The sequence below is a fragment of the Saccharothrix isguenensis genome (genome assembly GCF_052936305.1).
On the sequence record NZ_CP193626.1, the window covers coordinates 7,455,188 to 7,472,156 of the forward strand.

The window sequence follows — 16,969 nt, forward strand, 5'->3', positions numbered from 1 at the left end:
GGGCTCCGCATATGCATACCTCACGGGCCGGTGTGCCCGTCGGCAGGTCGTGTGACGGTGGCGGTGAGCACCTCGATCAGCCCCGCGCACCACCTCGGGCGAACCGATCGCGGTCACCCGAGCAGTTTTCGCGCCTCGTCCGCCTCCGGCATGCCCATGCTCCCCGCCAGCTCCAGTGCGCGTTCGAGCAACGACCTCGCCTCCCGACCGCCGATCAGCTCACCGAGCAGCAGCGAGGTCCTGGCCTCGTCCGGCCGGTACCCGTGCTCCCGCTGCGTCGCCAACGCCGACTCGGCCGCCGACCGCGCGGCCGTCCGGTCGCCGCGGGCCCGGTGGACCCGCGCCAACGCGGCCAACGCCCGGGCGCCGACCATCCGCGCGCCCATGGTCGAGGCCAGCTCCACGGCCCGGCCGGCGGCCGGCAGCGCACCGTCGTCGCCCGGCTCCACCAGTGCCACGCCGATCAGCGCCTGCAGCTCGCCCAGCGCGTAGCCGCTCTCGGCGGCGCCGCGCAGCGCGGCCCGGTACCGGTCCGCGGCCGCGCGGGTGTCGCCCAGTCGGTGCTCCACGGCGGCCAGCGCGTTCCACGCGTCGATCCGGTTCCAGTGGTCATCGGTGTCCTCCGCGATGGCCAGCGCCTCCCGCGCGAGCCCCGCGGCCACCGGGTAGTCGCCGAGGTGGCGGGCGATCGCCGCCAGGTTGTCCAGGGTGGCCGCCTCCCCGCGGCGGTGCCCGGTGGCGCGGAACAACTCCAGCGCCCGGTCCTGGAGCTCCCGGGCGGCGTCGGCGTCACCCTCCGCCAGGCTGACCCCGCCGAGCACGTTGAGGACAACGGCCTGCCCTACCTGCGAGCCGGCCGCAGTGAGGAGGTCGAACGACTCCTCCAGGGCCGCCCTGGCGTCGGCGAGGGCGCCGCTGTCGAACAGGGCCGTGCCGAGGTTGCACAGGGTGACCGCCTGGCCCCTCGTGGACCCGCTCTCCCGGTTGACGGCGTGCGCCTGCCGGAACATGCGCGCGGCCAGCACCAGCTGTCCCTGCTCTTGGTAGACGTTGCCGAGCCCGCCCAGCGCGATCGCCTTCCCCCAGGGCCACGCACCGTGCTCGCCGATGGCGACCACCCGCCGGAAGTGCTCGATCGCCTCCGCCTGCCGGCTCAACGAGTGGTCGTGGATCGCGAGGCAGATCCCCACGGCCATCTGCCCGACGTCGTCGGATTCGGACCGGGCGGCGGCGAGGGCCACCCGGCTCGTCTCGGCCCACCCGTCGAAGAGCCTGCGGGTCCAGGTGAACAGCCTCAGTGCGAACAGCAGGTCCCACGCATAACGCCGGGGCCCGTGCTCGGCGGCGTCCGCGACGGCGGCCAGCAGGTTCAGGCGCTCCGTCTCCAACCACCGCAGAGCCTCGTCGTGGTCGGAGAAGGCGCTCGTGTCCGGTTCCGCCGTGGTCGTCGCCCGCGCATGCGGGTACAGCAGCGTCGACGCCGCCACGGCGCGGCGGAGGTACCCGTCGAACAGGCGGGACCGGCCCTCGGTCGTCTCGCGGTCGTCGAGGAGTTCGCGGGTGTACTCCCGGACCAGGTCGTGCAGCCCGAATCGGCCCCGACCGTCGTGCTGCACCAGGTTGGCGGAGGTGAGACGGTCCAGCGCGCGACCCGCGTCCCCCACCTCGACCCCGGCCAGGTCGGCCACCGCGACCGGGTCGAAATCCGGTCCCGGCACGACTCCGAGCAGTCGGAACACCCGTCTCACCGGGTCGTCCAACGTCCGGTGGGACAGGTCGAAAGCGGCCCGGACGGCGGCCTGCGGGTCGTCTTCGACGGCGAGCCGGGACAGCCGGTCACCCCCGCGCAGTGCCGCCAGGTACGGGTGGAGGCCCTGCGCCACCGCGTTCGCGACCGCGATCCGCAAGGCGAGCGGCAGGTGCCCGCACAACTGGGCCAACTCGGTCACCTCCGCCGCGGCGGCCTCGGGCATCGCCGCCCGCAGCAGGCCGGCGGACTCCGCCGGCGTCAGCACGTCGAGCCTGAGGGCGCGCGCGCCGTCCAGTGCGGCCAGACCGCGCAACTCGCTCCGGCTGGTGACCACGACCAGGCACGTGTCCGTGCCGGGCAGCAGCGGCCGCACCTGGTCGGCCGACGCGGCGTTGTCCAGCACCACCAGGAAGTGGCGGTCCGCGACCAGCGAGCGGTAGAGGCCGACCATCTCGTCCAGGCCCTCGGGTATCCGCTCGGCCGGCACGTCGAGCGCGCGCAGGAACCGCGCGAGCACCTGCTCAGGGCGCACCGGGCCCGCCGGGTCGTAGCCGCGCAGGTTCGCGAACAGCTGTCCGTCGGGGAACATCGGCCGCACGCGGTGCGCCCAGTGCACCGCCAGCGCGGTCTTCCCTATCCCGGCCGAGCCGGTGACGGCGGTGATCGCCACGAACCCACCGGCGGCCTTCGGCATGCCGTCCAGCACCGCCAACTGCTCCCGCCGCCCGGTGAACCCGGCCACGTCCGGCGGGAGCTGCCGCGGCACGGTGGCGCGACCCGGCGCCACGTCGTCGGCGCGCAGGATCCGGCCGTGCAGGTCCTGGAGTTCGGCGGACGGGTCCACGCCCAGCTCCTCGGCCAGCGCCGCGCGGATCTCGCCGTAGGCGGCCAGCGCCTCGTCCTGCCGGCCCGACCGGTACAGCGCGAGGATCAGCCGCACCCACAGCCGCTCGCTCAGCGGGTGCCGCCGGGTCAGCGCGCGCAACTCGGCCACCAGCTCGTCCGCGCGGCCGGCCGCCAGATCGGCGTCGATCCGGCGCACCACGACCGCGAGCCGTTCCTCCAGCAGCGGCACGACGTGCTCGCGGTACAGCGAGTCCGACCCCACGTCCGGCAGCGGCTCGCCCCGCCACAGCTCCAGTGCCTCGGCCAACCGGCCCTGCTTCACCCACTCGCGGAACACCAGCAGGTCCAGCGAACCCGGCCCGACCTCCGCGAGATAGCCGTTGGTCACGGTGCGCACCACGTTCGCCTCGCCGAGCGCCTGGCGCAGCCGGGCCACCACCATGTGCAGCGTCGCGCGCACCCGTGCCGGATTCGGCGTGCCGCCCTCCCAGAGCCGGTCGACCAGGGTGTCCACCGTGACCAGCTGGTTGGGGTGCAGCAGCAACACCGCCAACAGCACCCGCGCCCGACCGGCCGGAATCGTGAGGCGCACGCCGTCGTGCCACACCTCCAGCGGACCGAGCACCTTGAACTCGGTCGTCACGCCTCTCCCCCCGCGCCACAGCTCCGCACCGCGCCTCGCACCTTCGACCCCTCCCGACGGCGGCAAGCTCGTCGCTGTCATCGCCCAGGGGACATTGTCACGGCGGCTCCGCCACCTTCTCCCTGAGCGCCGCCACGCCGCCGTGGCCGATGCTCTCCAGGATGGCGAGGGCCTGGGACCACGCCGCACGGGCGGCGGCACGGGCGGCGGCCAGCTCGTGGCTGTTCCCGAGGCGTTCGAGCGTGGCGGCTTCCTCGAACCGGTCACCGCTCACCCGGTACAGGGACAGGGCGGCCTCGTAGCACCTGACCGCTTCGTCCAGCGCGCCCAGGTGGTGGTGGATGTAGCCGAGGCTGTCCCAGGTGGCTGCCTCCGCCAGCACGTCGTTCACCTCGCGGAACAGGGTCAACGCCTGCTCGCAGTCCTCGAGCGCGCGGACGTGGTCACCCAGCTTCGCCCGGTTCCAGCCGACCGCGTTGAGCGCCCTGGCCAGGCCCGCGCGGTCGTCGAGCAGCTGGAACAACGCGAGGGCCCGCTCGGCGTGGTGCAGCGCGTCCCGCGGTCGGTCGGCGACCTCGTACAGGCCACCGAGGTGGCGGTGGACGTGGGCCTGCACCTGGTGGTCGCCGAGTTCCCGCGCCAGGTCCAGCGCCGCCAGGAGGTGGTGCTCGGACTCGTCACGCCGGTGCAGCATGACGCACATCCGGCCGATGCCGCGGTGCGCGGACATCATGCCCACCCGGTCGCCCGACCGCTTCGCGGAGCGGAGCGCCGCCTGCTGGCACTTCACCTCTTCGTGCCAGTACGCGCGCAGCCTGGCGAACGCCGTGGTCGCCCACGGCAGTTGCCACGCGTGGCGGTGGAACCCGTGCTCGTCCGCGTGGGCGACCACGGCGCACAGCACCGGGTACTCCAGTTCGAACCAGGCCATGGCCTCGGCGCGGTCGGCGAACTCCACCACCACCGCGCCCGGGACCGGCGGCGGGAGCTCGATCTCGGCGCGGTGGGCGTACAGCAGGCGGTCCGCGGCGTCGGCGGTGTGCAGGTAGTGGTCGAGCATCCGCTCGACGTCGCGGCGCAGGTCCGCGCGAGTCGACGCGACGTCGTGCGCGTAGGCGCTCACCAGGTCGTGCAGCGAGAACCGGCCCGGCGCGTGCTCCACGACCAGGTGCATCCGGCTGAGCTCGCCCATGGTCGTGCGCGCCTCGCGCAACCCGACACCCGCCAGGCTCGCCACCGCCGGGATGGACACCTCCGGGCCGGGGTGGGACCCGAGCAGCCCGAACACCCGGGCTGCCGCCGTGGTCAGCCTCTCGTAGGACCAGGAGAAGACCGCCTGGACGCTGGTGGCCTCGTCCCCCGCGTCCAGCGCGGCCAGGCGCGTCCGCTCGTCGGCCAGTTCGTCGGCCAACGCGTCCAAGCGGAACTCCGGGTGCGCGGCAGCGCGTGCGGCGACGATCGAGAGCGCCAGCGGCAGCCCGCCGCAGTGCCGGATCAACCGCACCACCGCGGCCGGCTCCGCGGCCACCCGGTCCGCGCCGAGCCGGTGTTCGAGCAACGCCGCCGACTCGGTGTCGCTGAACATCGCGAGCGTCAGCGGCCGTGCGCCTTCCCGCACCACCAGCCCGTCGAGCCGGGCGCGGCTCGTCACCACCACGAAGCACCCCGGCCCGCCCGGCAGGAGCGGTCGCACCTGGTCGCTGTCACCGGCGTTGTCCAGCACCACCAGCACCCGGCGGTCCGCGAGCAGGCTCCGGTAGAGCCCCACCTGCTCGTCGACGGTGGCCGGGATCCGCTCCCGCGTCACACCCAGGGCGCCCAGGAAACCGCAGACGGCCTCGGCCGGGCTCATCGGCGCGTTGCTCGGGTCGAAACCCCGCAGGTTCACGTAGAGCTGGCCGTCGGGGAACCGCTGGTGGTTGCGAGTCGCCCAGTGCAGGGCCAACGCGGTCTTGCCGATGCCGGCCGCGCCGTTGATCGCCGAGATCACCACCGTGCCGCCCGCGTCGGCCGCCGAGTCGAGCAGTTCGCCCAGCACGGCGCACTCCCGCTGCCGTCCGACGAAGAACGGTGTGCGGACGGGCAGTTGCCGGGGAACCGGGGAGGTCCGGCCGCCGGCCGCCACGTCCGGCGCGGTCGTCAGGACGCGCTGGTACAGCTCCTGGAGGCGTGGGCTCGGATCGGCACCCAGTTCCTCCGCCAACAACTCGCTCAGCGTGCGGTACGCGGCCAGCGCCTCGGTCTGCCGGTCCGACCGGAACAGCACGGTCATCAACTGCGCCCAGAAGCGTTCGCGCAACGGGTGCTCCCTGGTCAGCGACCGCAGTTCCGCGACCAGCTCCCCGGTGCGGCCGGCCTCCAGGTCGGCGTCGATCCGGCGTTCCACGACGGCCAGGTGTTCCTCGACCAGCGGTGCGACCTCGTCGGGGTGCAGCACGTCGGACGGAACGTCGGACAACGGGCTGCCGCGCCACAGTCCCAGGGCCTCGGCGAACCGGCCGGACGTCACCAGGTCGCGGAAGCGGTGGAGGTCCAACGCACCCTCCGGGACGTCCGCCACGTACCCGTTCGCCACCGTGCGCACGACGTTCGCCTCACCGAGCGACTGGCGCAGCCGGGTCACCGCCATGTGCAACGTCGCGCGCGACCGCGCCGGACCCGTCGACGCGTCCGGCCACAGCGCGTCCACCAGCTCGTCGATGGTGACGACCTGGTTGGCGCGCAACAGGAGCAGCGCGAGCAGGACCCGCGCCTTGCCCGCGGGCACGACGACCGGCTCGGCGTCGTGCCACACTTCGAGCGGCCCGAGGACGTTGAACCTGATCACGTGGTCGCCGCGGGAGGTGGGGCCGGACGATCTCCCGACCCCGAAGGCAACGGCAGCGTCAACCGCCCGTGTGTCATCCAACGCCCCCTCGGCTTCGACCAGGTGCACCAGGACTCGTGCTGTCCACCGCGTGGACGGATCGCGGCGACGGCAGCTCCGCCCACCGGTCCGAACGCCGGTGGCGACCTCGGAGTTCACCGGGAACAGCCGAGCGCGAACCGCCACTCGTGACCGGGGAATCCCGATCCCCCGGCGAAGCCGTCCGCCGCGGCCGGGTTCGACTGCTCGACTCCCCACCGTTCCAGCGCCTGCCGGCGATCGGCGCATCCGGGCCGTGCCACACCTCCAGCGGACCGAGGACCCTGAGCCTGGTCGTCATGCCGCTCCCCAGGCACTCCAGCTTACGACGTCACCTTTCGGGCACCCCGGTGAGCACGCCGTGAGCCGATTGTGAGCCGCGGCGTGCACAGTGGAAACCGTTCACCGCCGCTGCCCCCAGGGGGACGCGGGACCGGATCCCGAGGGGCAGGCCGGTCCGGTGGTCGGCGGGTCGTCGGGGGGCGGCGCACCGCACGGCCCCAGGCGCGGTGACGACCGGACCGCGGGCGCCTTCAACACCTTCCCGTTGAGGGCCCCGCGGCGTCGGTCCGGGGTTCTCGCCCGTAGTCGGCCAGCCACGACCGCACCACCTCGGCCTGGCCGCCCTCGTACTCGTCGTAGATCGCGAGCGCGTACCGCCACGACTCCAAGGCCTCCTCCAGGCGGTCCAGGCAGAGCAGCACCGTGCCCAGCTCGTCGTACAGGTACGACTGGCCGAGCGGGTCCGCGAACGCCGTCAGCGCCGAGATCCCCTCGCGCACCACCGACTCCGCCTCCTCGAACCTGCCCAGCGCGCGGCACGCCATGCCGAGGACACTGGTGGCCCGCGCGGAGTGGTAGCCGTCGCCCTGGCTGTCGAAGATCTCGCGCGCCCGCAGGCCGTGCTCCAGCGACTCCTCGTACCGGTAGAGGCTGAGCAGGCTGTACGCGAGGTTGAAGTGCGCCGCCGCCTGGCGGTGGTGGTCGTCCTGCTCCTGCGCGACGGCCAGCCCGCGCGACTGGTGCTCGACCGCCTCGGCGTACCGGCCGACCCGGCTGTACGCGCCGCCGAGGTTCGCCTCGATGACGCCCTCCAACCGCCGGTCGCCGTCCCGCACCGCGATCTCCAGCCCTCGCTGGAACGCCTCGACCGCCGCGTCGTGCCGGTTGACCTGCGAGTAGATCCAGGCGAGGTGGTTGATCGCGATGCCGCGCAGGTGGTGCCGGGACGTCTCGCCGACCGAGTCGCAGCCGATCTCGAAGATCTCCGCGACGTCGTCGCCCTTGGGCAGGAGGTCCACGATCCACCACACCGCGTCGCTGATCCGCCACGCCTGCGCCTGCCACCCCCGTTCGGCCGCGGTCCTGATCACCGCGGCCAGGTTGGCGAGTTCCAGCCGGCCCCACTCGCCGGAGTCCGCCACCGCCCCGATCTCGAACTCCGCCGCGTCGGCGGGCAGCTCGGCACCGGGGTGCGGCCGGTAGGACGGCGTCCTCGCCGCGGCGGCCTCGGCCGCGCGGACGTACCACTCGACCAAGGCGCGCAGGGCGTCCTCGCGGTCGGCGTCCGGCAGCTCCCTGGAGTACGCCCGGAGCAGGTCGTGGAACTCGTAGCGGCCGGGCGCCCGCGAGTCGAGCAGGTGGTCGGCGGTCAACCGCTCCAGCTGCCGGCGCGCCACCGGCTCCGGCACACCCGCGAGCGCGGCGGCGGCCAACACGCCGATGTCCGGACCGGGGTGCACCGACAGCAACCGGAAGAGTCGGGCGACGTCCGGGGTGAGCGCGCGGTAGGACCAGAAGAACACCGACCGCACGTCGGTGTCGTCGCCGTCGTCGGCGTTGAGGTGGTCCAACCGCGACCGCTCGTCGGCCAGCTCCGCCGCGAACGCGCTCATCGGCGTCCGCGGGAACCGCGCCACCCGCTCGGCGAACACCCGCAACGCCAACGGCAGGCCGGTGCAGCGCGCCACGACCTGCCTGCCCGCCACCGGGTCGGCGGCCACCCGGTCGCGGCCCAGCACCGACGACAGCAGCTCGGTCGACTCGTCCGGGGACAGCGGGCTCAGCGGGATCCGGCGCACGCCGTGGTGGGCGACCAGCCCGCGCAGCTGGTTGCGGCTGGTGACCACGACGGTGGCGGTCGGCGTGCCCGGCAGCAGCGGCAGGACCTGGTCGCTGTCGGCCGCGTTGTCCAGCACGAGCAGCATCCGGCGGCCGGCCAGGGTGGCGCGCAGCAACGCGGTGCGCGCCCCCAGCCCCGCCGGCACGTCCTCCGGGAGCACGCCGAGCGACACCAGCAACGACTCGGCGGCGCCCACCGGCTCGACCGGGCGGCCCTCGGCGTCGAACCCGTGCAGGTTCAGGTGCAGGTCACCGTCGGGGAACCGGTCGCGCCGCCGGTTCGCCCAGCTCAACGCCAGCGCGGTCTTGCCGACGCCACCGCTGCCGTGCAGCAGCACGACCGCGCCGGGTTCCGCCGCCGCCTCGTCCAGGGCGGCCAGCTCCCGTTCCCGCGCGACGAACAGCGACACCTGCGGCGGCACCCGGCGCGGGACCTCGCGCGACGCCGTGGCGGCCGGGCCGAGGGGCACCTCGTCGCGCAGGATCCGGTCGTACAGGTCGGTCAGCGCCGGACCGGGGTCCGCCCCCAGTTCCTCGACCAGCACCTCGCGCACCGCGCGGAAGGCCGCCATCGCCTCGGCCTGTCGGTCGGAGCGGTAGAGGGCGAGCACCAGCTGACCCCAGAACCGCTCCCGCAACGGGTGGTCGCGGGTCAGCGACCGCAGTTCCGGCACCACCTCGGCGGCCCGGCCCGCGTCCAGGTCGGCGTCGATGCGGCGTTCGAGCACGACCAGGTGCTCCTCCAGCAGCGGCGTGACCTCCTCGCGGTGCAGCACGTCCGACCGCACGTCCGACAGCGGCGCGCCGCGCCACAGCTCCAGCGCCTCGGCGTAGCGCTCCCGTGCGGCCAGGTAGCGGAACCGGTGCAGGTCAAGGGCTTCCGGCGGCACGTCCGCCACGTACCCGTTGGTCGCCGTGCGCACGACGTTCGCCGCGCCGAGCGCCTGCCGCAGCCGCGTCACCACCATGTGCAACGTCGACCGCGCCCTGCGCGCGTTCGGCACGTCCTCGTCCCACAGCCGTTCGACCAGGTCGCCCACCGGAACGATCCGGTTGGCGCGCAACAACAACGTGGCCAGCAGCACGCGCGTGCGCCCGGCGGGCAAGTGCACCGGCTCGTCGCCGTGCCACACCTCCAACGGCCCCAGGACGCGGAAACGGGTCAGGGGACCGGTCACGGCAGACCGTCCACCTTCGCCCGCAGCGCGTCCGCCGTGCCGTGGCCCAACTCGTCCAGGACCGCCAACGCCTCCCGCCACACCGCACGCGCGGCGGCGTGGTCGCCGGCCTCCAGGTGCGCGTCGCCGAGTCGTTCGAGCGTCGCTGCCTCCTCGTAGCGGTCGCCGCTCTCCCGGTACTTCGGCAGCGCCGCCCGGTAGCAGCGGACGGCCTCGTCCAGGTCGTGCAGGCGGTGGTGGATGTAGCCGAGGCTGTCCCACGTCGCCGCCTCCGCCAGCACGTCGTTCACCTCGCGGAACAGCACGAGCGCCCGGCCGCAGTCGGTCAGCGCCCGGTGCAGGTCCTCGCCGAGCATCGCCCTGGCCCAGCCCACGGCGTTCAGCGCGCGGGCCGTCCCGGCGCGATCACCCAGCGCCTCGAACACCTCCAGGGCCTGCTCGGCGTGGTGCAGGGCGTCGTGCAGCCGGTCCGCCGCCTCGTACAGGCCGGCGAGGTGGCGGTGGATGTGCGCCTGGCTCTGCCGATCGCCCAGCTCCCGGGCCAGCTCCAGCGCGGCGGTCAGGTTGGCCTCGGACTCGGCGAACCGGCGCAGCGGGATCATGATCCGGCCCAGGCCGCGGAGCGTCGAGGCGAGCGCGACCCGGTCGTCCAGCCGCTTCGCCGCCGCCAGCGCGGTCTCCAGGCACCTCGCCTGCTCGTGCCAGAACGAGCGCAGCCTGGCGAACGCCGTCGTGGTCCACGCCAACTGCCAGGCGTGCGTGTCGAAACCGTGCGCGGCGGCGTGCCCGACCGCGGCCATCAGCGACGCGTGCTCGAGGTGGAACCACGCCAGCGCGTCGGCGCGCTCGGTCAACTCCGGGACGACCACGCCGGGCGCCGGTTCGGCGAACGCGATCTCCTCCCGCTGCGAGTACAGCAGCCGGTCGGCGTTGTTGGCGGTGTGCAGGTAGTGGTCGAGCACCCGGCGCATGGCGTCGCGCAGGCCGCTCCGGTCCTCGTGCGCCATGGCGAGGTCCCGCGCGCAGGCGTGCACCAGGTCGTGCAGCGAGAACCGGCCCGGCTCCGGCTCCGAGATCAGGTGCAGCCGGCTCAGCTCCCCCATCAGCCGACGGGCGGCACGCGGCGGCACACCGGCCAGGCTCGCCCCCGCCGGTATCGACACCTCCCGCCCGGCGTGCACGCCGAGCAGCAGGAACATCCGGGCCGCGGGCGGGCTCAGCCGCTCGTAGGACCACGAGAACACCGTCTTCACGCTGACCGTCGCGTCGCCCGTGTCCAGCGCCTCCAGCCGGGTCCGCTCGTCGGCCAGCTCGCCGGCCAACGCCCGCAGCCGGAAGTCCGGGTGCGCCGCCGCCCGCGCCGCGACCACCGACAGCGCCAGCGGCAACCCCCCGCAGTGGCCGATCAGCTCGCGCACCGCGTCCGGCTCGGCCGCCACCCGCTCCGGACCGAGCTGCCGCTCCAGCAGCGCGGTCGCCTCCTCGTCCGTCAGCACGTCCAGCTGCAACGGCCGGGCGCCCTCCCGCACCACCAGCCCGCCGAGCTGGTTCCGGCTGGTCACCAGCGCCAGGCAGCGCGAACCGCTGGGCAGCAGCGGGCGGACCTGCTCGCTGTCCGCGGCGTTGTCCAGCACCACCAGCACCCGGCGTTCGGCCAGCAGGCTGCGGTACAGCCCCACCTTCTCGTCCAACCCGGACGGGATCCGCTCACGCGCCACGCCCAACGCGCCGAGGAAGCCGCGCAACGCCTCGTCCGGGCTCATCGGCACACCGGTCGGGTCGAACCCGCGCAGGTTCACGTAGAGCCGGCCGTCCGGGAACCGGTTGCGGCTCTCACCCGCCCAGTGCAGGGCCAACGTCGTCTTGCCGACGCCCGCCGTGCCGTTGATCGCGGAGATCACCACCGTGCCGTCCGCCGCGGCCGTGTCCAGCAGTGCCCACAGCGCCTTCAGCTCGTGCTCGCGCCCGACGAAGAACCGGGTGTGCATCGGCAGCTGCTGCGGCGCGGGCGGGTCGCAGGCGTTCGACGTGCGCGCGGTGACGTCCGGTGCGGCGGTGAGGATCCGCTGGTGCAGCTCCTGCAACCGCGGACCCGGGTCGACCCCCAGCTGCTCGGCCAGCAGCTCGGCGACCGAGCGGTAGGCGGCCAGCGCCTCGGCCTGCCGGTCCGACCGGGACAGCGCCTCCATCAGCTGGCCCCAGAACCGCTCCCGCAACGGGTGCTCGCGGGTCAGCGACCGCAGTTCCGGCACCACGTCGGCGGCCCGGCCCTCGGCCAGGTCGGCGTCGAGCCTGCGTTCCAGCGCGTCGAGGCGCTCCTCCAGCAGCGGCACCACGTCCTCGCCGTGCAGCACGTCCGACGGCACGTCCGACAGCGGCGCGCCGCGCCACAGGTCCAGCGCCTCGGTGAACCGGTCCCGGCCGACCAGGTCGCGGAACCGGTCCAGGTCCAGCGCGCCCGGCGGCACGTCCGCCGCGTACCCGCCGGTCGCGGTCCGCACCACGTTCGCCTCGCCGAGCGACTGGCGCAGCCGCGTCACCACCATGTGCAGGGTCGCCCTGGTGCGGGCCGGGTTCACCGACCGGCCGTCCCACAGGCGGTCGACGAGGTCGTCCATCGGGACCACGCGGCCGGCGCGCAGCAGCAGGCTCGCCAGCAGCACCCGCGCCTTGCCCGTCGGCAGGGCCACCTGCCTGCCGCCGTGCCAGACCTCAAGGGGCCCGAGCACCTTGAACTCAGTCGTCACGCGCCTCCCTCGGTCCGGCCGCGGCGGCGAGGCCGCCGTGACCCGCTTGTGCGGGACGCCCCTGGGAACGGTCCCCCGTGGTCCGTCGCCTGTGATCCACTACTCGGAGTGCGCCGCCACCGCCGCTCCGTCACATGCAGGCCGGAGCATAGAGGAGGAGACGGACATCCGGAGGGTCGCGCGAGTCGAGTGCGAGCGTGCTCCGACGCAGTGGCGGGCGTGCACCGCGAGCAACCGCCTGGGCGCGCACGGCAGTGGGCAACACCGGCGGGTACAGCCGTTCGCGCAGGTGGCATGGCCGCTCCGACAAGCGGCGAGCCTGCGGCGACACCACGACGCGTCGGTTCGACGGCACTCCGCCGCACCGGCGTGCGCCGTGGGCCAGGGCCACGTCCCGCGCCCGTCCGCTCAGCGCGAAACTCCCCGTCCTTGGCCCCACAACGCCCACGAAGCCCAAAACGGGCAGCAGGGGAACGCCGGGACGCGCGGCCGAAACCCGGAACGCCGGAACGTGAAGGCCCCGCCGAAGCGGGGCCCTCCACGTGGTCCGGGACTACTCGGGGTCGATCCAGGCGACCTGGATGCGCTGCTGCCCCAGCTTGCGGGTGACCAGCGTGCCCCGGCCGGGGGGCTGCGGCGACGGCTTGAGGTTGCCCACGATGGCGCCCTCCTCCTTCGAGCCCGAGCCCACCATGATCGGCGCCGAGATCTCCTTCAGCTTGCCCATGATCGGGTCGTACATCGCCCGCGACGCGCCACCCATGCGGCGGACGACGACGATGTGCAGACCGACGTCCTTGGCCTGTGGGATGAACTCCGCCAGCGGCTGCAACGGGTTCTGCCCGCCCTGCGGCGCGACCAGGTCGTAGTCGTCCACGACCACGAACAGCTCGGGGCCCTTCCACCAGGAGCGGTTCTTCAACTGCTCCTGGGTGACGTCCGGACCGGGCAGCCGGCCCGTCATCGAGCCGCGGACGTCCTTGATCATGTCCGTCAGCTGCGCCGACGACACCGCGTAGGACAGCAGGTGGTCCGTGTCGATGAAGCCGAGCATCGTGCGCCGGTAGTCGACCAGCATGATCAGCGCCTCGGACGAGGTGTAGCTGGTCATGATGCCGCGCACGATCGTGCGCAGCAGGTTGGTCTTGCCGGACTCGCCGTCGGCCAGGCACATGAAGTGCGGGTCGGCGTCGAAGTCCAGGTACACCGGCGCCAGCTCGTCCTCGTTGACGCCGACCGGCACCAGGTGACCCCGGTTCGGCCGGACCTGCTGGACCTGTCCCATGAAGTCGGCGTAGGGCAGCAGGTCGGGCAGCAACCGGACCTGCGGCGCCCGCTTGCCCCGCCACGCGGCGTTCACCTTGCCGATCATTTCCTGCACGCCGGCCGCCACGTTCCCGGCGTCCGAGGACGCGTCGACGCGCGGCAGGGCGGTCAGGAAGTGCAGCTTCTGCGGCGACAGACCGCGACCGGGACGGCCGGCGGGCACGTTGACCGCGACCTTCCGGTCCACCTCGGACTCGCTCGTGTCACCGAGGCGCAGCTCGAACCGGGTGCCGAGCAGGTCCTTCATCGCGGGCCGGATCTCCGCCCACCGGTTCGCCGTCACGACCACGTGCACGCCGTACGACAGGCCCTGGGCGGCCAGCGCCTGCACCATGGGCTCCAGCGCCTCGAACTCCTGCCGGAAGTTCATCCAGCCGTCGACCAGCAGGAACGCGTCACCGAAGTTGTCGTCCCGGATCTCGCCGCGCCGCTTGCGGTTGCGGAACTCGACCATCGAGTCGATGCCCTGCGCCCGGAACCGCTGCTCGCGCTCGGAGATCAGGCCCGACAGCTCGGCCACCATGCGGCGCGCCTTGTCCACGTCCAACCGGCTGGCGAACCCGCCGACGTGCGGCAGCTTCTCGAACGCGGCGAGCGTGCCGCCACCGAGGTCGAGGCAGTAGAACTGCACTTCCTCGGGGGTGTGCGTCAGCGCCATGGACGTGACCAGGGTCCGCAGCATCATCGACTTGCCCGACTGCGGGCCGCCGACGAACGCGCCGTGACCGGCCGCGCCGGAGAAGTCCGCCCACAGCAGGTCGCGCCGCTGCTCGAACGGCTTGTCCACCACGCCGAGCGGAACCTGGAGCTTGCCGTTGGAGAAGAACCCGGGCGCGGTCAGGCCGCGGTCCTCGGTGGCCTGCAGCGGCGGCAGCAGGGTGTCCAGCGACGGCGGCTCGTTGAGCGGCGGCAGCCACACCTCGTGCGCCGGCGGACCCTGGCCCACCAGGCGTTCGACGATGACTTCCAGCTCGGACGGCTCGTTGCTGTCCTCTTCCTTCTTCTCCTGCTTGACCGGTTCGAGCGGCCGGACCGGTTCCTTGGGGATCTCGATGTAGTCCGGCACGAAGTACCGGGGCCGCTTGTCGCTGCTCACCGGCGCGGACGGGCCCGCGACCTGCAACCCGGCGGGCCGGTACGGGCCGGACACGTACAGCGCCTTGAACCGCGTCAGCGGCGAGCCCTGCACGCCCAGGTACCCGGAGCCCGGGATGGGCGGCAGCTCGTAGGCGTCCGGCACGCCGATCGCGGCCCGCGACTCGGCGGCGGAGAACGTCTTCAGACCGATCCGGTACGACAGGAACGTGTCCAGACCGCGCAGCTTGCCCTCCTCCAGGCGCTGCGAGGCCAGCAGCATGTGCATCTGGAGCGACCGGCCGACACGACCGATCTGGAGGAAGATGTCGATGAAGTCCGGCTTCGCCGTCAGCATCTCGGAGAACTCGTCGATGCAGATGAACAACGCCGGCAGCGGGTCGAGGTCGGCGCCGTTCTCCCGGGCCTTCTCGTAGTCCCACACGTTCTTGTAGTTGCCCTTGGCGAGCACTTCCTGCCGCCGGGAGACCTCACCGGCGATGGCGTCCTTCATCCGGTCGACCAGGGTCAGGTCGCCCGCCAGGTTGGTGATCGTCGCGGCGACGTGCGGCGCCTTGTCCAGGCCGAGGAACGTCGCACCGCCCTTGAAGTCGACCAGGATCATGTTGAGCGAGGTCGACGAGTGGGTGGCCAGCATGCCGAGCACCAGCGTGCGCAGGAACTCGGACTTGCCGGAACCGGTGGCGCCGATGCACAGGCCGTGCGGGCCCATGCCCTCCATCGCCGCTTCCTTGATGTCCAGCTCGACCTGCTGACCGAACTCCCCGATGCCGAACGGCACCCGGTAGCGGTCGCGCACCGGCCGTGGCCGCCACGCGCCCTGCACGTCGAACGTCATCGGGTCGCCGGGGATGCCCAGGAACTCCAGCAGCGGCGGGTTGTTGCTCATCGACAGCGGGTCCTCGTCGGTGCCGCCGGTGTCGACACCACCGACCCGGTACGGCGACAGCCGCCGGGCCAGCGCCTCGGCCTCGACCACGCTCAGCCAGTCCGGCCCGCCGAACCACTCGACGCCGCTCGCGCTGCGCGCGCCGAGCTTGCCGTCCTCGATCACCAGCCGCAGCCCGCGGCGGGCGGTCAGGTTGCCCAGCGACTCGGACAGGTCGAGCAGGGTGACGCCGACCAGGCCCTCCTCCAGGATGATCTGCTCTTCCCGGGTGACGTCGCCGTCGTCGATCACGACCACGATGTGCGGCTGGTCGGCGGGCGGCGGCGCGTTGCGGGTGAACCGCTGCCGGTCGCGCAACTGCTCGTCCAGCATCTGCTCGACCTCGGCGAGCGAGCTCGCCATCATCCGCATCTGGCCGATGCCGTCCACGATCTGCGGGTGCTGCACGTGCGGCAGCCACTTCATCCACTCCCACTCGGCCTTGGTGCGGCCGGTGGTGACGACCGCGATCAGCAGGTCGTCCGGCGAGTGGAAGGTCGCCATCTGGGCCAGCAGCGCACGGGCCAGGCCGCGCTTCTCCTCGATGTCGCCGAGCAGGCCGACGGCGGCGAAACCGCGCAGCGCGATGGAGATCGGCAGGTCGGGCACCAGCGAGTGGGCGCGCACGAACCGGCGCAGCGCCAGCGTCGCGATCGGCTCCAGCTCCTCGACCGGACCGGTCTGCGGCGGCACCAGCCGGGTCGCCAGCCGCTGCGAGCCGCGGCCCGCGCGCAGGTGGCAGAAGTCCGGGTCGTTCTGCCGGCGTTCCCACATCCGCCGGGTGGTGGCCAGCGACCACAGCATCTGCGGGTCGGGGTGGACCCACTCGCGCTCGGCGCGCTGCTCGTTGGCGGCCTCACGGGCGCGGTCCCGCATCTGCCCGAGGTACCGCAGGTAGTCCTTGCGGTCCTCGTTCATCTCGGCCTTCTTCTGGCCCTTGCCGCTGCCCATGCCGCCGGCCATCATGCCGATGGTCGAGATCAGCATCATGCCCGGCATGATCATCGCGGCCGGGCTGCGGGCGCTGTACTGGAACATCAGCACCATCATCCCGACCGATGAGATGATCATGACGACGGGCATCGCCTTCATCATGATGTTGCCGGGGATGACCCGGGGCACCTCGGGGGGCGGTTCGAGGTGGACCTCACCGCCTGGCGGGCGGGGAGCAGCGAGGCGTGCCGTGCGCTTGAATTGCAGCGTGCTCACCTGACAGGCACCTCTTCAGCGTCGATCCCGTTGCGATCCTCCCGACCCGGAGTACCGGGCAGGCGGGCGGGCCACCAGCGGTGCGCTCCACCCGTGGCAACCGACACTATGGCGCATCGGAACCCCGCAAGGCGGGGGGTCGGTGAAATCCGCCTCCCACCTGTTGCGCGGAACGGCCCTGCCCGGACACCCGCTGCATCCATACTGTGTCCGCTCCGATG

Annotated in this window: 5 protein-coding genes; all 5 read right to left on the reverse strand. The window is 73.1% G+C overall.

Annotation, left to right across the window (positions count from 1 at the left end; genetic code table 11):
• Positions 1-113: 113 nt before the first annotated feature.
• The 5 genes from ACRAKI_RS33530 to eccCa all read right to left on the reverse strand — a co-directional run bounded on the left by ACRAKI_RS33530 (position 114) and on the right by eccCa (position 16,748).
• Positions 114-3,239 carry a BTAD domain-containing putative transcriptional regulator gene (locus ACRAKI_RS33530; protein WP_447004489.1) on the reverse strand — a complete coding sequence of 1,042 codons (3,126 nt, stop codon included), beginning with the start codon at positions 3,237-3,239 and terminating at the stop codon, positions 114-116.
• A gap of 97 nt (positions 3,240-3,336) precedes the next feature.
• Positions 3,337-6,066: a BTAD domain-containing putative transcriptional regulator gene (locus ACRAKI_RS33535; protein ID WP_447004490.1), complete on the reverse strand. Its 2,730-nt coding sequence runs from the start codon at positions 6,064-6,066 to the stop codon at positions 3,337-3,339.
• 611 nt (positions 6,067-6,677) lie between these two features.
• Positions 6,678-9,443 (reverse strand): BTAD domain-containing putative transcriptional regulator, encoded by a 2,766-nt coding sequence (locus ACRAKI_RS33540; RefSeq protein WP_447004491.1) that lies wholly within the window; start codon positions 9,441-9,443, stop codon positions 6,678-6,680.
• On the reverse strand, positions 9,440-12,190 hold the full coding sequence (locus ACRAKI_RS33545) for a BTAD domain-containing putative transcriptional regulator (protein ID WP_447004492.1): 2,751 nt from the start codon (positions 12,188-12,190) through the stop codon (positions 9,440-9,442). Before ACRAKI_RS33545 ends, ACRAKI_RS33540 begins: the two co-directional genes overlap by 4 nt.
• A 553-nt stretch (positions 12,191-12,743) precedes the next feature.
• Positions 12,744-16,748 carry a type VII secretion protein EccCa gene (gene eccCa / locus ACRAKI_RS33550; protein WP_447004493.1) on the reverse strand — a complete coding sequence of 1,335 codons (4,005 nt, stop codon included), beginning with the start codon at positions 16,746-16,748 and terminating at the stop codon, positions 12,744-12,746.
• Positions 16,749-16,969: the final 221 nt, after the last annotated feature.